The sequence below is a fragment of the Paenibacillus sp. MMS20-IR301 genome, assembly GCF_032302195.1.
Lineage (GTDB): Bacteria > Bacillota > Bacilli > Paenibacillales > Paenibacillaceae > Paenibacillus_AQ.
Window position 1 is genome coordinate 85529 of record NZ_CP135275.1, and the last position, 18502, is coordinate 104030.

At 56.4% G+C, this 18502-nt stretch carries 14 protein-coding genes; 13 read left to right on the forward strand and 1 reads right to left on the reverse strand.

Going from position 1 to position 18502, the window contains the following annotated elements:
* The first annotated feature begins 87 nt into the window (after positions 1-87).
* Positions 88-1788, forward strand: a complete 1701-nt coding sequence (locus LOS79_RS00335) for an ABC transporter ATP-binding protein (RefSeq protein WP_315415448.1) — start codon at positions 88-90, stop codon at positions 1786-1788.
* 2 nt (positions 1789-1790) lie between these two features.
* Positions 1791-2618 carry an energy-coupling factor transporter transmembrane component T family protein gene (locus tag LOS79_RS00340; protein WP_315415449.1) on the forward strand — a complete coding sequence of 276 codons (828 nt, stop codon included), beginning with the start codon at positions 1791-1793 and terminating at the stop codon, positions 2616-2618.
* 90 nt (positions 2619-2708) lie between these two features.
* On the opposite strand, the gene LOS79_RS00345 is transcribed toward LOS79_RS00340, so the two are convergent.
* Positions 2709-3698: a Na/Pi cotransporter family protein gene (locus LOS79_RS00345; RefSeq protein ID WP_315422588.1), complete on the reverse strand. Its 990-nt coding sequence runs from the start codon at positions 3696-3698 to the stop codon at positions 2709-2711.
* A gap of 100 nt (positions 3699-3798) precedes the next feature.
* Here LOS79_RS00345 and LOS79_RS00350 point away from each other — a divergent pair, with 100 nt between their 5' ends.
* The 11 genes from LOS79_RS00350 to LOS79_RS00400 all read left to right on the forward strand — a co-directional run bounded on the left by LOS79_RS00350 (position 3799) and on the right by LOS79_RS00400 (position 18380).
* Entirely contained in the window at positions 3799-5202 is a 1404-nt protein-coding gene (locus tag LOS79_RS00350) for a class I SAM-dependent rRNA methyltransferase (protein ID WP_315415450.1), read from the forward strand.
* 899 nt (positions 5203-6101) lie between these two features.
* The gene (locus LOS79_RS00355; protein ID WP_315415452.1) at positions 6102-6992 is read left to right on the forward strand and encodes a carbohydrate ABC transporter permease; all 891 of its coding nucleotides are present in this window, start codon (positions 6102-6104) and stop codon (positions 6990-6992) included.
* A gap of 21 nt (positions 6993-7013) precedes the next feature.
* Entirely contained in the window at positions 7014-7883 is an 870-nt protein-coding gene (locus LOS79_RS00360) for a carbohydrate ABC transporter permease (protein ID WP_397386719.1), read from the forward strand.
* A 49-nt stretch (positions 7884-7932) separates the two neighbouring features.
* A complete protein-coding gene (locus LOS79_RS00365; RefSeq protein ID WP_315415453.1) occupies positions 7933-9687 on the forward strand; it encodes a sensor histidine kinase in 1755 nt (584 codons plus the stop codon).
* Positions 9688-9696: 9 nt separating this feature from the next.
* Complete coding sequence (locus tag LOS79_RS00370; RefSeq protein ID WP_315415454.1) at positions 9697-11304, forward strand: helix-turn-helix domain-containing protein; 1608 nt, start codon at positions 9697-9699, stop codon at positions 11302-11304.
* A gap of 156 nt (positions 11305-11460) precedes the next feature.
* On the forward strand, positions 11461-12885 hold the full coding sequence (locus LOS79_RS00375) for an ABC transporter substrate-binding protein (RefSeq protein ID WP_315415455.1): 1425 nt from the start codon (positions 11461-11463) through the stop codon (positions 12883-12885).
* 75 nt (positions 12886-12960) lie between these two features.
* Positions 12961-13296, forward strand: a complete 336-nt coding sequence (locus tag LOS79_RS00380; protein ID WP_315415457.1) for a cupin domain-containing protein — start codon at positions 12961-12963, stop codon at positions 13294-13296.
* Positions 13293-15209: an alginate lyase family protein gene (locus LOS79_RS00385; protein WP_315415458.1), complete on the forward strand. Its 1917-nt coding sequence runs from the start codon at positions 13293-13295 to the stop codon at positions 15207-15209. Before LOS79_RS00380 ends, LOS79_RS00385 begins: the two co-directional genes overlap by 4 nt.
* Before the next feature lie 5 nt (positions 15210-15214).
* On the forward strand, positions 15215-16216 hold the full coding sequence (locus tag LOS79_RS00390; RefSeq protein ID WP_315415459.1) for an ROK family protein: 1002 nt from the start codon (positions 15215-15217) through the stop codon (positions 16214-16216).
* Positions 16217-16269: 53 nt separating this feature from the next.
* Positions 16270-17301: a helix-turn-helix transcriptional regulator gene (locus tag LOS79_RS00395; RefSeq protein ID WP_315415460.1), complete on the forward strand. Its 1032-nt coding sequence runs from the start codon at positions 16270-16272 to the stop codon at positions 17299-17301.
* A 677-nt stretch (positions 17302-17978) separates the two neighbouring features.
* Positions 17979-18380 (forward strand): hypothetical protein, encoded by a 402-nt coding sequence (locus LOS79_RS00400; RefSeq protein ID WP_315415461.1) that lies wholly within the window; start codon positions 17979-17981, stop codon positions 18378-18380.
* Positions 18381-18502 lie beyond the last annotated feature (122 nt).

Here is an 18502-nt window from a genome sequence, read left to right on the forward strand (position 1 = left end):
ACAGAAAGGCCGGTGCCCGTCACCGGCCTTTCTGTTTGAACCCGGGTTATTCGGAATTAGGAAATCAGCACATGAGGAAGGTTGAAGATGAGCAAAACGGTTGTAGAATTCACGGATTACACCTTTAAATACCGGGCACAGCAGGAGCCTACACTGCACAACATCAGCCTCAGGATCCATGAAGGCGAGAGGATTCTGATTGTCGGTCCCTCCGGCTCCGGCAAAAGTACGTTGGCCCATTGTATTAATGGCCTGATTCCGTTTGCCTATCCCGGCGAAAGGAGCGGAAGTCTGACCGTCAGGGGGAGGGAGACGGCGGAACAGGGCATTGCCGGACTATCCGGTACAGTAGGAACAGTGCTTCAGGACCCGGACGGGCAATTCGTCGGCCTTACCGTAGGCGAGGATATAGCTTTCAGTCTGGAGAATGCGGCGGTTCCGGTAAAAGAGATGCATGAGCGGACAGCGGCAGCAGCAAGGGCTGTTGATATTCTGGAGCTGCTGGATGCTTCCCCGCAGGAGCTGTCCGGCGGAGAGAAGCAGAAGACGATGCTGGCCGGGGTGCTGGCCGGAAGCGTGGATATTCTGCTGTTCGACGAGCCGCTGGCCAGTCTGGACCCGTCTACCGGAACAGCGGCAATGGAGCTGATTGACCGGGTGCAGCGCGAAACCGGCAAGACGGTGATCATCATTGAGCACCGCCTGGAAGAGGTGCTGCACTGTCCCGTAGACCGGATCATCGTCATGAACGAAGGCTGCATTACCGCAGATCTGCCGCCTGCCGAGCTGCTCAGCCTGGGGCTGCTTGCAGAGGCCGGCATCCGCGAGCCGCTCTATCTTACTGCGCTGAAGTATGCCGGCTGCCGGATTACACCGGAGATGCAGCCGCAGCGGCTCGAAGGCCTACGGCTTGCGGAAGCGGCCGGTAAGCTCCGCAGCTGGCATGAGGGCCATACGGTGCAGGAGGAAGAGAAGGCTGCTCCGGCTCTGCTTGAGGTTAGGAATCTCTCATTTCGGTATGACCGGAAGCATCCGGTGCTGCAGGGATTATCCTTCAGCGCCCGGCGCGGGGAAATGCTCTGCATCGCCGGCAAGAACGGCGCAGGGAAATCAACGGTGTCCAAGCTGATTTGCGGCTTTTACCGGCCTTCGGAAGGCAGCATCCTGCTGAACGGGCGGGATCTGGCCGGGGATTCCATTAAGGAGCGGGCCGGGCGTATCGGCTTTGTCATGCAGAATCCGAATCATATGATTTCCATGACGCTGCTGTATGATGAGGTTGCTCTTGGCCTCAAGCTGCGCGGGCTGTCAGAAGAGCTGATCCGTGAGCGTGTCTATAAGGTTCTGCAGATATGCGGGCTGTATGAATTCCGGGAATGGCCGGTCTCGGCGCTCAGCTACGGGCAGAAGAAGCGGGTAACCATCGCCTCGATCCTGGTGCTTGAGCCGGAGGTGATTATATTGGATGAGCCGACAGCCGGGCAGGATTACCGGCATTACAATGAGATCATGGAGTTTCTGCGCGGGCTCGGCAGCTCCGGAATTACCGTCATTATGATTACACATGATATGCATCTGATGCTGGAGTATGCGGAGCGGACGATTGTACTGGCGGAGGGGAAAAGGCTGGCGGATGCGCGGCCGGAGATTATTTTGACTGACAGGGATATTGTAAGCCGGGCCAATCTGAAGGAAACCTCACTGTTTACCCTTGCCGTCAAGGCCGGTATTGACCAGCCGGTGGACTTCGTCCGCCGTTTTATCGCTTATGACAGGGGGAACCGCTGAAGATGAAAGCCAGGATGCTTTCCTATACGGGGCAGGACTCGCCGGTGCACCGGCTGACCGGGGCGGCGAAGCTGATTATTTTTGCCGCCTGGTCCGTATCGGCAATGATAACTTATGATACCCGGTGCCTGCTGCTCATGCTGCTGCTTAGCCTGATCATATTCCGCATATCCAGAGTCAGATTCCAGGATTATGCCTTCGTGCTCTATTTCATTCTGTTCTTCTTCCTATTGAACCAGCTGGCGATCTTCGCCTTCTCCCCGCTGGAAGGGACGCGGATCTACGGTACCCGGCATGATCTGCTGCACCTGGCAGGACGTTATACGGTAACGGCAGAGCAGCTTTTCTACCAGCTGAATATTGCCCTGAAATACGCGGTGGTCATCCCGGTAGCACTCTTGTTCCTGCTGACGACAGATCCGAGTGAATTTGCCGCTTCGCTGAACCGGATCGGGGTTCATTACAAAATTGCTTATTCCGTCTCACTGGCGCTGCGCTATATTCCTGATATCCAGCAGGATTATGAGAATATCTCCTTCTCGGCCCAGGCGCGGGGCATCGACATTTCCCGCAAGGAGAAGCTGCCGAGACGGCTGAAGAATATGGTATCCATTCTGCTGCCGCTGGTTCTGTCCAGCATTGAGCGGATTGAGAAAATCAGTACGGCAATGGAGCTGCGCAGCTTCGGAACCGGCCGCAGGCGGACCTGGTACCGCACCCGGCCGTTTACCCGCAGTGATTACTTTGCGCTTTGTATAATGGTTGGAATTGCCGCTGCGGTAATGATTGTTACCTTCTATGACGGATCACGGTTTTATAGTATTTTTTGAGGGTGAAACTGTAACAGGGGATTCCATAGAACTGCAGTGCGGATTGAAGTATAATGAGGGGCGGCGGTAATCCTCCATTTAGCGGCCGGATTACCGCTGCAGCCGCTGCTCCAGCCGGGACCATACCGGCAGATAGCATAGCGGCAGTACTCCAAGCGAGCATACGACATTGAAGATCGTCTGGGCGTGGGCAAGCTGTGCTGCCGGCCCGCCGCCAATCCAGGCGGATAAGGCTTGCAGCGGCTGGATGAAGGGCAGGAACAGCAAGGCGCCGCCGACATTGAGCGCGACATGCGACCAGGCGACGAAGACGCCGGACGGCGTGCTGCCGATGGCGGCTATGACGGCGGTGACGCAGGTGCCGATGTTCGCACCGAGCACGATCGCGATGCCGAGCTCGGGCGGCATGACGCCGCTTGCGGCCAGGCCCATCGCCATGCCGATGACTGCTGCGCTGCTATGCACCATCGCGGTCAGCACGGCTCCGACGGCCAGCCCCCACAGCGCGCTTTCGGCGGCATGGCCGAGGAACCAGCGGAACAGTCCGCTGCCTTCAAGGGCCGGGCCGATCGACTGCATGACGGCGATGCCCCACAGGACCAGCGCGAAGCCGGTTACGGCCAGGCAGCTGAACTGCAGCGGCCCGGCGATCCGGCGGCAGGCTTCAAGCAGCCGCCAGCCTTGCGGCCTCAGCTCGCCGGCCATAACGGCGGCGGCCCAGAGACAGAGCGAGCCGGCGAGCAGCGGCGCGGCCAGTATGCTGATCTGCAGGCTGATCAGCTCCGTGGTCAGGCAGGTGCCGATGTTGCTGCCGAGGATGATGCCGAGCGTCCGGGCATAGGTCAGCAGCCCGGCATTGACCATGCCGATGGTCAGCACGGTGACGGCGGTGCTGCTCTGCAGCAGCGCGGACAGCAGGGCGCTGGCAACCAGCCCTTTGGCCGGTGTGGAGGTAGCCTTATGCAGACTCCGGGTCAGCAGCGGGCCGGCCAGCCTCGAGAGCGAGGCTTCCATCACCTTCATGCCGGCAAGAAAGATCACAAGACCATACAGTACAGGGAACAGCAGTTCACGGATCATAAGGACAGGCTCCTTTGAACGGGGGTTGTACACCAATATATGAGTGCATTGCATGGGACATGTATACAATTCGAACAACAAGAACAGGGAGTTGAAGTCATTGGCATCGGTAATTCTGGAACGAAACCGCAAAAAAAGACTGGAGCAGGGACATCCGTGGGTCTACGCCAGCGAAGTCGCCTCGGTAGACGGCGAGCCGCAGGCAGGCGGAATTGTGGATGTGCTTAACCATCAGGGACGTTATTTAGCTACAGGCTATTACAATCCGGCATCGCAGATCCGTGTAAGAATTCTGTCGCAGAGCAGGCTAGCGGCAATGGATACGGCCTTTTTCGCCGGCCGGTTTGCCAGCTGCCTGCAGCACCGGGAGCGGTTCCTGCCTGGCGCAGATGCTTACCGCCTGGTATACGGGGAGGCAGATTTCCTGCCCGGGCTGATCATCGACCGTTTCGGAGAGGTCCTGGTCGTACAGCTGCTGACGCTGGCGATGGATCAGCACCGTGCCGAGATCGTGGAGGCCCTCGTGCAGGTGATGGCGCCGCGCGGCATCTACGAGCGCAGTGATGTCAGCGTGCGGGAGCTGGAAGGGCTGGAACAGACTACAGGCGTACTCTACGGCGAATGCCCGCGCCATATTACCGTGAGCGAGAACGGGCTGAAGGTGATCGTCGATATTGAAGAGGGCCAGAAAACCGGCTATTTCTTCGATCAGCGGGAGAACCGGGCTTCCATCGCTCCGCTGATGAAGGGCTGGGGCGGACGCAGCGGAATTACACTGCAGGAGGTAACGGCGGAGGACGGCACGCGGGAGACGCTGCCGGTCAATAAGAGCGGGAAGCCGGTTACCTTCTCTTACTGGGACGGGGCTACCGTGCTGGAATGCTTCGCGCATACCGGCAGCTTCACGCTGCATGCCTGCAAATACGGCGCGAAGAAGGTGACCTGCCTTGATGTCTCCGCGCATGCGATTGAGAGTGCAAAGGCCAACGTGGAGATTAACGGGTTCACGGACCGGGTCGAGTTTGTAGTGGACGATGCGTTTGCCTTCCTGCGCAACCAGGTCAGAGGGCTGGAAGAGCGCACGGAGCGGGCGACAGGCCATGCGGCGGCGGAGGTCAAATCCGGCGCTAAACCGGCAGCCAAAGTGGATACGGCTAAGCCGATGACCGCTGCAGGCGGACGCACCTGGGATGTCGTTATTCTGGACCCGCCTGCTTTTGCCAAGACCAAAAGTGCTGTAGCCGGCGCAGTCCGCGGTTACAAGGATATCAACCTGCACGGGATGAAGCTGGTTAATGAAGGCGGGTATCTGGTTACAGCCAGCTGCTCGTACCATATGCAGCCCCAGCTGTTCCTGGACACGATTCAGGAAGCGGCGAAGGATGCCGGCAAGGTGCTGCGGCTGATTGAGTGGCGTGCTGCCGGTAAGGATCATCCGCAGATTCTCGGTGTGGATGAAGGGCATTATCTGAAGTTCGCCGTCTTTGAGGTGCGCAGCAAGTAGAACAATAGTCTGCCAAGGAGAGTCTCTGCTTATAGAGGCTCTTTTTTTATGCAAAGCGGGCTGAGTGAAAAGATTAAAGGTAGAAATGCGACCGCACTCGCTTAATTCCGCCAGAGGTTAGCCGGATGAGCAATTCAAGGGTAAAAGTGGCTCTCAGTCATCGATAAAGTAGCCAGTCACGCGCCGGTTTGCAAGTACATAGTGTGCCGTTACGGACAGGAGAGACGTTAAGCTGTGGAAAAGTGCCGGAATGCTGGCCTTGCGGACACCAGCGCCGTTATTTCGCTTGAAAAGTGGAGGTATCACGAGAAAAGTGGTGAATAAGGTCTCTGGTGTCCGTAAACGAGCGAAATAGAGCTAAAATGGGCGAATAAGGGCCGTCATGTCCGTAGCAACCAAAGTAACCGAAGTACCCGAAGTATCCGAAGTGTCTGAAGTGTCCAAAGTACCCGAAGTACCTAAGGTGTCAAAAGTACCCGAAGTACGCGCCAGACAGTGTTTGTATTTGACTCGGGCAGTTAGTATTTTGTCCTCTATCTCCCACTGCGAGGCCCCAAGTCCGGCGTACTTAGATGGAGTTTTTGAGTTACTGTAACCTGGCAGGAGTGGATAGCTGAAATAGGAGCAGAAGTGCCCCTATTATCGCCAAAAGTGGGCGATGAGAGAAAAATAGGGGCAGAAGTGCCCCTAATCCCAGCAAAAGCGGGCTGAACGGGCAGGTAAAGTAATCGTTTAGGCAGATGGCAGGGTGACAGCCTGGGCAGCAGCGTTATTACAGGACAGAATACAGAACCTCCCCGGTAACAGTAACATTCTCCCCTTTGAAAAGTTGATTTCCCTATCCCGGCCTGTTTTTGGTTCCCTCTATAATCAAGATAAGATTCTAAGGGGGGCCGTTTATGAAGCTAAAAAAAGTACATGCCTATGTGTTCGTTTTCCCCAGCCTGATCCTGACCCTGGTGTTCGGCATCTATCCGCTGCTGTGGGCTTTGCGTTATATGTTCTATGACTATCAGGGGTTTGGTACCCCTATCTTTATCGGCCTCGATAACTTCGGGCGGGTGCTGCGCGACCATGAATTCTGGTCTTCGGTCGGCAATACCGGAGTTTACGCGCTCGGCAAGCTGGTGGTGACGATACCGATGTCCCTGCTGCTGGCGATCATTTTGAACCGTAAAATGAAAGGGCGTACATTCCTGCGGGCAGTCTATTATCTGCCGACTATTTTCAGCGCCTCGGTTATGGCGATTGTCTTTTTCATCATCTTCAATTCCTATAACGGGATTTTGAATCAGCTGCTGATCAGATACCATATTATTTCCGAACCGATCAGCTGGCTGGGCGCCGACCATGCCATGATGACGACGATTATTATTGCAATATGGGGCGCAGTCGGCAACTATATGCTCCTGTTCCTCGCCGGTCTGCAAGGGATTCCGAATGATCTGTATGAAGCCGCCTCGCTGGACGGGGCCAATGAATTCCAGAAGCTGAAGAATGTAACCATCCCGCTGCTGGGACCGGTCATGCAGATGATCATCATGCTGGCCATTACGATATCACTCAAGGGCTACGAGAGTATTATGGTCTTGACCGAAGGCGGACCGTACGGCACAACCGAGGTTATGTACCTGTACCTGTTCAAGCTGTTGTTCCCGATCTCAGCGGAAGCCCAGTCGATCCAGCAGCTCGGCTATGGCAGTGCAGTCGGCTTCACCACGGCGCTGATTGTAGGCGGGATTACGCTGATCTACTTCCGCATCTCCAAAAAAATGAACGATATTTACTAGAACAGGCAGGAGGAGAACCGAATGAATCATACCCGTACCAATTCCGTCATGTCCCCGAGGCTGTCCCGCTGGACCGGCAAAGCCGTGCTGTGGATCTTTCTGCTGGCGGCAGCGCTGCTGGCCTTGTTCCCGATCATTATGGTCGTGCTGGGCTCGTTCAAGACGAATCAGGAGCTGACCGGCAGTGCAACCATCTGGCCGAAAACCTGGCAATTCTCCAACTACGCGGAAGCCTGGAAGAACGCCAACTTCTCAAGGTTTACACTGAACAGCATCTTTGTAAGCGTGGCCACAACAGTAGGTACACTGCTGGTCGCCTCCATGTCTGCTTATGCGGTGGACCGGGTTCAGTTTATCGGCAAAAAAGCGTATTCCCTGCTCATGGCTTCCACCCTGTTCATCTCCATCGGGGCAGTGGTGCTGCGTCCGCAGTTTGATCTGATGGTCATGCTCGGGCTGAACCGGACGCTCTGGGGCGTAATTATCATCCTAATCAGCGCCCATGCGACCTGCTATTTCATCCTGATCGGCTTCTTCAAGAGCATCCCGCAGGATCTGGATGAGGCGGCAATGATCGACGGCTGCAACTTTTACTCTGTTTACTGGCGGATTGTCCTTCCGCTGCTGCGGCCTGCGCTGGCGGTTGCCGGACTGGGGGCCTTCCAGGGCTCATGGAATGAATATATTTTGCCGCTGGTGTTCACAATGAGTAACCCCGAGCTGCAGACGCTCCCCGTGGGGCTTGCCAATCTGCGCTACGGCATCGGTGCGGCGGCTGAGGTGCAGCTGATGATGGCCGGCGCCTGCCTGTCCATTTTGCCGCTGCTGGTAGTCTATATCTTTGCCAATAAATCATTTATGCAGGTAACGCTCGGCGCAGTCAAAGGGTAGTGTTCGGCCATCACTGTTGTTACAATGGGTTTCAAGGAGTGATCATCTAATGAAACTCGGCTTCTATAAGCAGTCTCTGAAGAAAAGAATACAGCTGTTCTACATTTTCCTCGCCATCCTCTGCATCAGTGTAACGGGCGTATGCTCTTACCTGTTTGCGGCCCGGAGCATTGAGCGCAGTGCACTGGAGCTGAAGCAGGGTATTCTGAACAAATCGGTTCAGGTGATGGATGAGCATCTCAGGCATATCGTAGTCTCTTCATTTTCCTTCATGCTGAACGACAGCTTCGGCCAGGTAATGAAGGATGTGCGCAACAATAATTCATCACATTATTATCAGAACCTGTCCCTGCTGCAGACCTCGTTCGACCAGCTGAAGCTGGTGGAGCCACTGATTGATGCAGCATATATCAACACGCCGACCGGTGATTTTTTCTCCACCAGGGATTTTCCGGACCGGAAAACCGGCTTTACGGAGAAATACGGAGACTATCTGCAGCAGCCGGGCTGGAATACCCTGTGGGTAGGCGCCCATGAAAGCGAGCTGTTTCCGGGGAAGGGCCGTGTGATGTCGCTGCTGCTGAAGCCGACAGTGATCGATAATTATTATTTTTCGAATGTGTATATGGTTGTGAACATGAAGGAGGAGGCCATGCGGTCTATCCTGGAGCAGGACCTGATGAATAATCAGGTTCAGCTCTTTTTGCTGCAGAAGGACGGAAAGATGGTGCTCCAGCCGGAAACGCAGCAGTATGAATTCAATACGGAGCAGGCGTTCGTCAGCCGGTTCAGCGGCGATCAGGCAGGGGATTTCAACTACACCAATGCGCAGGGCGAGGAGCTGCTCGTCAATTACAGCACGCTGTCGATGAATGAAGACTGGGTGCTGGTCAGCATTCAGTCCAAGGCCGACCTGCTGCATCCGCTGAAGCAGATCCGCTGGCTAATTATCTGGATTATGCTGATCTGTACCCTGGTGGCGCTGTCGCTGTCCAACCTGCTGGCATCCGCGCTGCTGAAGCCGCTCAATAAGCTGCAGCGTCTGATGGTAGAGGTGGAGTATAACGATCTGAATGTGCGGTTCCAGAGCAAATATGAGGATGAGGTCAGCGCTGTCGGCCACAAGTTCAACCGGATGCTGGACCAGATCCAGGTGCTGATTCAGGAGGTGCGGGTCTCCGAGCAGGAGAAGCGCAAATCCGAGGTCAAGGCGCTGCAGGCCCAGGTCGATCCTCATTTTTTGTATAATACGCTGAATACGATATTCTGGAAAAGTGAGAACGGCGAGAAAAAGGATGTCAGCGAAATGATCGTCGCCCTCTCCCTCCTGTTCCGCCTGGGGCTGAACAATGGGCATGATATTACTACGCTGGAGCAGGAGATCAAGCATGTCCGCCAGTATCTGCAGCTGCAGCAGAAATGTTATGAGAACCTGTTCACCTATTCAATTGAGGTGGAGGATGAAGCTTATTTAACCATTCCCATATTAAAAATATTGCTTCAGCCGCTGGTCGAAAACTCGATTCTGCACGGATTCCGCGACAAGGCAGATCCGGGCAGCATTGCCATTCAGATCAGCCGCAGCGCCGGATTCCTGATTCTGAAGGTCACTGATAACGGCTGCGGAATGGATGCAGCAGAGCTGGAAGCGGCGGTGAACGGCACGGAAGCAGAACGCAAGGGATATGCGCTGTCCAACCTGCGCAGCAGGCTCAGCCTCTATTACGGGGAATCAGCAGCCATTGCCTTCAGCAGCATTCCGGACATTGCTACAAGCGTAACCGTCACAATACCGATCATCTAGGAGGCTGCCATGAACCCGTTGACGATGTGCGTTATGGACGACATTCAAACTGTTGTAAAAGGAATCGCCTCCACCATTCCGTGGCCTGAGCACCGGATTGAGGTGGTGGGCACCGCCGGCAATGGCGAGCAGGGCTGGGAGCTGCTGCTGGAGAAGGACCCGGACATTGTGATCAGCGATATCCGCATGCCGAAGCTCAGCGGTCTTGCGCTGATGAAGCGGGCTGCGGACAGGGGACTGCGGGCCAAGTTTATTTTCATCAGCGGATACTCCGACTTCAGCTATGCGCAGGAGGCCGTTAAGCTGGGGGCTTCTGATTATTTGCTTAAGCCGTTTACCCCGCCGGAAATTCTGAATGCGGTGCTGAAGGTGAAGAGCAGCATCGAAGCGGACCGGGCGAAGTCTGAGCAGCTTGTGCGGCTGGAGCAGAATATGGTTGCCAGCCGTTCGCAGCTCCGCCAGGACTATCTGACCGGTCTGCTGCGCCAGGAGACGGATGCCCGCCTGAAGGACAGCCGCTGGCAGGAGCTCGGCATCGAACTGGATTCAGGCAGCCTGCTCGTAATGGCCATTGAGATGGACTGTTATACCGAATACGGGTATACGCTCCGGCTGGATGAGAATGAAATCATCCCCTTTGCCGTTAAAAATATTGTGGATGAGACGCTGAAAATGCATACCCGCGGCGTTGTGCTGCGCGAGAGCAAGCAGCGGCTGGCTGCCATATTCAATCCGCCGGAGGGTATGGATACGGCGGAGCTGCTGGAGCTGTGCCGCGAGAATGTCGAGAAATTCAGCAAAAATACCGTTTCGATCGGCCTCGGCACCATGGCGCGGGGACCGCGTGAGATCCGGACAGCCTTCGTGCATGCAGCCAAAGCGCTGGCCTACCGCTTTTACAGTGAGGGCAACTGCATCTTCCGCTTCACGGAGCTTGCGGGAGATAACCGCGCAGCCCCGGGGTACCCCGAGGAGAAAGAGAAGGAGCTGCTGTATGCGCTCAAAAGCGGCAATGAAGCGGGCTGTCACGAGATCATCAGTGATATTTTCCGGCAATGGACGCTTACAGGGGAATACCCCGATCCGCTGTCTATGGTCCGGCTGCTGACCGGTCTGGCGTTCGCCATGTACCGTGCGTTCTGTGATGAAATCACCGAGGAGGAGCGTATCCAGCTGGAGGCCGATCTCATGGCGCTGGAGGAGAACCGTTCGCTGACCTTTGGCGGCTGGAAAAGCTATATCGACCATTTCAGCAGCATGGGCTGCGAATTCGTCGAGAAGAACCGGCTCCGCGATGTGACGCAGTCCGTCAACCGGGCCAGAGAATACATCCGTCTGCATCTGGAAGAGAATCTGACCCTGAACAGCTGCGCCCAGGCCGTCCACCTCAGCCCGAGCTATTTCGCCAACGCCTTCAAGAAGGAAACAGGCATGACCCTGATCCAGTATATTACGAAAATGCGGATGGAACGGGCGAAGGAGCTGCTGATTGCCGGTGCGCAGGTGCAGGAGATTTCCCTGATGCTCGGCTATGAGGACCGCCCGTATTTCAGCGGCCTCTTCAAGAAGTATTGCGGAATGACGCCAACAGCGTTCCGGCAGAAGTATTTGAAATGACCTGGGGGGAGGGGGAGAAGTGAGAGCGGCAGGGACAATCATTTTTTCCCCCATACAAAGTTAAAATGTCCCTCACCCCCGTGAAAGCGGAACCATTATGATTACGTTAACAGACAGCCGCACAGGTTGTCGGGACAAGCACAAGGGGGCATAACGATGGATAAAAAATGGGTTGTTGCAACATTGAGTACAGTGCTGGCAGTAAGCTTGGCCGGCTGCGCCGCCGATAGCGGCAGCAAAAACGGTTCAGCGGCAAACAGCGGGAATCCGGCTGATACCAAAGAGAACAGCGGAACGAAAAGCGGTGAAAAGACCAAAATCGTCTACTGGACACCCGACCGTCACGACGCCGATTTCATGAAATCAAAGATCGAACAGTTTAACGAGACCAATACAGATAATATCGAAGTGGAAATGACCGTGATGGGTGATAATTACCCGCAGGCGGTAGATATCGCATTTGCCAGTAAGCAGGCACCGGATGTGCTGCAGATCAATGATTTTCAGACCTATTACAAAAAAGGCTATATGGCCCCGATCAATGACTACATGAGCAGTGAAATGAAGGATACCTTCAAAGACAGCCTGCTGGAGAACAAAAATACCGTTGACGGCCAAATCTACACACTGCCCAACACCGGACAAGTCTGGAGACTGATTTATAATAAAGATGTCTTTGAGCAGGCAGGAATCGCTACTCCGCCTAAAACGCTGGATGAGATGGTCGCTGCCGCCAAAAAAATTACGGAGACCGGCAAAAAAGACGGCATTTACGGTTTTGCCAGCCCGTTCAAAAGCTCCAGCGGCTTCTGGCGTGCATCCAATACAGTTGCCGGCGCCAGCACCAATGTCGGCATTGACGGCTACAACTACCAGACCGGTAAGTTTGACTTCAGCATGTACAAGGATATCGCTTCGGCCCTGCGCCAGATGAATGAAGACGGCAGCATGCTGCCGGGCGTGGAAAGCCTGGATATCGATCCGCTGCGTGCCCAGTTCGCACAAGGCAAGATCGGGATGTACATCAACCACTCGGCAGAGCCGGGCGTCTACAAGGACCAGTTCCCGACGACAATTAACTGGGCAGCGGTGACTGTGCCGACTACGGATGGAACGATTAAGGGCGCCTCGCAGATCATCGGCGGCTCATACATCGGCATCAGCGCAGACTCCGCCAACAAGGAAGCTGCCTGGAAGTTCATGGAGTATGTATACAGCGACAGCCTGCAAAGCGAATATTATGAGAACGGCTACGGCCTCTCCCTGATCCCTACTGTCATCAGCTCCGGTAAGAAGCCAAGCATTCCGGGTATTGAAGGCTTCCTGCCGAAACGCTACGACGCCATCTATCCTGCTAACCCGCTGGCGATTACGGAAGGCTCCCTGGAAGGCAGCAAATGGAGCGACGCCTTCTCGGTGTATGTCTTCACCGGCGGTGACCTGGACGGCATCATCAAGGATCTGGACACACGTTATAATGCTTCTCTGGAAAAAGCGCGGGCAGCCGGCACCACTAACATCGTGGCCGATCCTGACTTTGATGCTTCCAAGCTGCAGGGCAAATTGTCGACAGAAGAATAACCTGTAAGGTTCACCTGCGGCCGATTCGCAATGGATTCGGCCGTTTTTTTTCATAATCGGGAGGAGTGGACAGCAATGATTATCGGTAATGATGAAGCAGTAACGAAGGTGCTTAACGAGAGTACTTCCCGGAAAATTCTCGGGATGGGCGGAACGCTGATGATGGTGGAGGTCACCTTCGCTAAAGGCGGGATCGGAGAGGTTCATTCCCACGACCGGCATGAGCAGATCAGCTACATTGTCAAAGGCAGCTTTGAGGTCTTAGTCGGGGAGGAGACGCGCATTCTGCGGGCGGGAGACAGCTTCTACGCCGGTTATAACGTCCCGCACGGCGTGAAGGCGCTTGAGGATTCCGTCATTCTGGATGTGTTCAATCCGTTCCGCGAGGATTTCCTGGAGGATAAGGAATGAAGGATTATTATCTGACCCAGCCCGAGCTGCGCAGCGCCGCCGCTTATTATGCCCTGCACTTTCCTCAAGAGGCGCACGACTCGGTCCTGATAGCCGATCATGCCGTGAACAATGAATTCATCGTTCCTTATACGGGAGATCTGACCCGTTGGATTCCGCTGGGTAATCCGGTAGATTGGCTGCATAACCCGGGCAATGATCCTGAATTCACCTGGGGGATGAACCGCCACTGGCATATGCTCGATCTGGGCAAAGCCTATCTGATGAACGGCAGGCCGCAATATGTCACGGCATTTACCGCACACTTCCGCAGCTGGCGGGCGCAGAATCCGGTTCCGGTGATTGAATCCTATGAGGAAGCGGTATTCTTCCAGAAGCTTGGACCTTGGCGGCTGCTGGAAACCGGCCTGCGTGTGCAGTCCTGGATCTCGGCCTACAAGTATATGGAGGACAGCCCGCTGCTGGATGAAGAGTTCCGCAGCGAGTTTCTGGCCGGGCTGGAGGAGCATGCCGGGTTCCTGACCTGTTACCTTGGCAGCACCGAAATCAATCATGCCATTATGCACATGCAGGGCCTGTATATGATCGCTGCCTTCTATCACTGGCATCCGCGCGCCCCTTACTGGCGGCAGCTGGCGGAAGAACGGCTGGAGCTGTGCCTGCTCCATCAGGTCGGGCCGGAGGGCGTGCAGATTGAGCTGACCACCCATTACCATGATGCGGCGATTGAGATGTTCGGCACGCCGTATCTGCTGGGCGCCTTGTCCGGCCATCCGTTCTCCGCCTGGTACGGCGGCCAGCTCCGCAAAATGGCGGCCTTCACGGAAGCGCTGGTCCGGCCGGACCAGCAGTCCACCGGCATCGGTGATTCCGACTGGACCGGTGACGGGCGGCGGCGTCTGACGCTGCTGGGCGCTATCCTGGCGGATGATGCGCTGACCGGACGCGGTACGGGCAATCCGGAATGCCTCTGGCTGCTCGGTGCGGAGGAGTATGAGCGGTGCATCCGGCTGCAGGCCGCGCATACCCCATCTGTGTCGAGCGTGGCTTTTCCGCAGACCGGATATTATATAATGCGGGATCGGCAGCAGTATCTGTTCTTTGACGCCGCCCCCATGGGCGGGGCGCACGGACATGCGGATGCGCTGAATCTGGAGTGGATGTGGAAGCAGCAGCTGCTATTCACCGATACCGGAAGGTACACCTATGAAGAAGGGGAATGGCGCCGTTATTTCAAAAGCACGCTGGCGCATAACACCATCACGGTAGACGGGGAGGATCAGACGCCGTATGTGTCTTCGCAGCAATGGGGCGAGCCGCTTGCCGGGGCCAGAACCCTCCGCTATGAGAGCGGGAGCCGCTATCATTTCATTGATGCGGCGCATGACGGTTATACCCGTCTGCCGGGGCCGGTAGTGCACCGCCGCTGGGTACTGTCAGGCAAGGATATTCCGCTCATGCTGATTGCCGACTGGCTGGAGGGCGATGCCGCGCACAGTCTGGAGCAGCGGTTCCATCTGCATCCGGAGGCGGTGCCCCGGCTGTCCGCTGAAGACGGCCGTACAACCGCATCGGTTACTTATCCCGGCTCCGGTGTGAAGCTGAATATGATCTGGACGACCAGCGGACTGACGGATGAACGCTTCAGCGTAACGAAACAGGAGGGCTGGGTATCGGAAATCTACGGCTCAAAGTCGGAAATTCCGGTGCTTGCGGGCAAGGCGGATTTTGCGGGCAGGGCAGGGATTCTGACGGTATGCCTGCCTGGAGATACAGCAGAGGACAGCGGGCCGCTGCGTGTAATCGGCTGCATAATAGATGCAGGGCGGCAGACGGCCGAGCTGACTTATATGTACGGCGCTGCCGCCGGAACCATCATGATTGGCAATGACACTTTGGAATGGACGGAGTGAACCTGATGATTAAACAGCAGCACTCTGCTGGGGGGCGGGGCTGGACAGCGGGGATTGATGTCGGCGGCACCAAAACCTTGCTGTGCCTGACGGGGCCGGATGGAGGCATCATCAGTAAACGCAAGCTGGATACGCTGCTGGGCGGGGAACCGGGCGGATTCATGAGCTGGCTGTTCGCGCAGCTTGCGCAGCTGTGCCGGGATCACGGCACGGAGCTTGCCGGCCTGGCCGGGGTCGGGATCGGCCTGCCGGGAGTGGTGGACGAGTCGAGCGGCATTCTCTCCTGTGCCCCGGCCCTCGGCTGGCCTGAGGAGGACATCCGCCCGTGGATCAGGCGGGAATATGAGGGCATCGTTGTGCTGGATAACGATGTGAACATGGCGGCGCTGGGCGAGCAGGCCGCCGGTGCTGCAGCCGGCCGGGAGCATTTCGCCATGCTTACGGTCGGCACAGGTATCGGCGGTGCGCTCTATCTGAACGGGCAGCTGTACAGAGGAGCGGCCTTCGCTGCCGGTGAGTTCGGCTACCTGCTGCTGGAGCCGGATGATTTGCCGTCCGGGGAGCCGGGTGCTGCAGCGCAGCAGTTCGGTGCCCTGGAGAGCAAAGCCTCCGGCACCGGCATTGCTCTTGAGGCGGCGCGCTGTCAGGCTGACGGCCCGCTGTGCGCGGTGCTGTCTGGGCTTGCCGCCGGCGGGCCGGTCACGGCGCAGCATGTCTTCGCCGCTGCCGCGCAGGGCAGCGGGCTTTGCGCCCGGGTGCTGGACCGGGCCTTCGTGCTGATGGCCATGGCGGTTGCCAACCTGGCCGTTACGCTGAACCCGCAGCTTGTCGTGCTTGGCGGCGGTGTTGTGGACAAGAATGCGGAGTATGCGGCTGAGCTGGCCCGCCGCGTCCGCGCCTTAAGTCCCGTTGCCGTCGACATCCGCAGGGCGGAGCTCGGCAACGAAGCAGGTGCCGTCGGCGCTGCTGCGGCTGCCAGACGGGCGTTATTCATTTCATTCTTTTAATTGATAATCATTCTCAGTATAGATATAATGAACCCATGGTATAGGGGGCGAGAATGACTATGGAAGAAATGAGCGGCCTGAATGTCGGGGCAGAACGGATTGATGCGCAGAAGACGCTGGTTTGTGACGGTTTTCAGCAGACTTATTATATGAATGGCAGTCATTTTGAGATTATACCGCCCCCAGAGCTTGGGGAAGGCAGCTGCCGCAGCCTCCTGAGCCGGGGCTCGGTCCAGCTTACAGATTTCAATCTGATGTTCACACGCGATATGGACGCCTCCGGTGAGATCAGAACGCCGCGTACAGAGCTGGTATTCTGCCTTGGGGAAGGCATTGAATGGGGAACTTCGCTTGAGGGCAGTACCTTCCGGATCGATACCGGTGAGATGGCGCTGCTGCATGGCGGCGAGCGGGGGGAGAACTGCAGGTATCACCGGAATGCCGGGTACCGGTTCCTCAGTATGGATATGAGCCCGGAGCATTATGACCGGCTGACTGCCGCTTTAAGCGGGGACGAGCGGCTGCGCTCCCGGGAAGGCAAGGACACTCTTTTTGCCAAAAGCAGAATTACACCGGCGATCCGCCCCATTCTGGCACAAATTGCGGAATGCTCTTACGGGCCGGGCATCCGCGAGCTGTATCTGGAGGGCAAAATGCTGGAGCTGTTCGCTGTGTATCTCAATGAATCGCTCTATCAGGAGGAGAAGGTGCCGGGGGCAGTCAGGCTGTCCAAGGAGGATATGCAGTGCCTGCACCTGGCCCGGACGATTCTGCAGCGTGATTATGTGAATCCCCCTACCCTGGCCGGCTTGGCCCGCCTGATCTGCCTGAATGAATTCAAGCTTAAGAAAGGCTTCAAGGAAATGTTCGGCTCGACTGTGCATGCCTATGTAATCGAGCTGCGCCTGCAGCAGGCTTACCGGCTGCTCTGCGAAGGCGGACTTAGTGTCAGCGAGACGGCGTACAGGGTGGGTTACGGGAATGTCAGCCATTTCGCTGCAGCCTTCCGCAAGCGGTTCGGAACCAGCCCGGGCGAATACGCCATGGCGAGCCGCAGACAGGACTCAGCGGCTGCACGGCAGTAGCTGCGGCTCGGCGGCTGCTTGAACGGGAGTGAGTAGCGGACTTGGCGCGAAGCGGGAAGATGTGGCGGTCCCAGCCTGAAGCGGAATACGAGGGGATTATGCTGGAAGGCGGGCTATCAGGTGGTCACATCTGAAAGCAGGATGCGTCCGGACTTGCCGTGGTGCCCGCGGAATACTCCGCTTTTGAGTATGAATAATCCCGGAACCGGTAGACCTGTTCCGTATGGATACCCTACACTTGTGCACAGAGAATCATTCTCAGTGCACTTTTTTTAACGCCGCAGCCTAAAGAATGAAGGAGGCAATATCGATCAGCCATCGGGCAAACTCCGACTATTTAGGCTGAATGTTGCGCTGGAGCAAGGTATTAATGAAGAAATACCATCTCTCCGGGGCGAACAGGTAACAAGTCTGACCCTTGCGGATACCACAGCCTTTAATAGCTGATTATCGGCCCAATTGGCAGCTTTGAGGACACCACAGCCCTTATTCAGCGCTTCTCAGGTGCCAACTCTACTTTTGCAGCGAAATAACGGCGCTGGTGTCCTTAAGGACCGGCACATAGGTTCTTTTCCGCAATTTAACGCCCACTCCTGTCCGTAGCACGATGTGGTTAACCTGAAAAAGTGCAGTGTGTATATTTGCAAAAAATGCAATCATATGAAGGAGGAAGGCAATTGGCAATTACAGCAGATGAGTCAAACTGGCCGCTGGTCCGCATCAGCCTGGGCGAGACATTTGACCAGGAGACGGTCGAGGAATATATAGCTTATTGGGAGGCAGTGTTGTCGCGCAGAACCCCCTTCGGGCTGCTGATGATTCAAACCGGGGAACGCGGCGACCGCCCGGCGAAGGAAGTCACGAAGCATTATATGGACTGGTGCAAAGCGCATAAAGAGGAGATTGCCAGCGTCTGCGCCGGTATCGCCGTGGTTATGCCGACCGCGAAGCTGCTGGCCCTATACAAGCCGGTAACTGCCTTGTCGACCAAAAAAATGTACGGCTGCCCGGGCGGCGCCTTCGGCAGTGAGGAAGAGGCGGCCGGCTGGCTGCAGGGGCTGCTGAATAAAGCGGATTGAGGCGGCTGCTTAGAGAAGCGTCAGGTTAGGCGAAGCGGGGCTGCTCGGGTGGATTGCTTGCCGGCGAGTGAAGGCGCTCCGGTCCGTTTACCCTTGCGGTGGCACAATGTGTACGGTTTTCC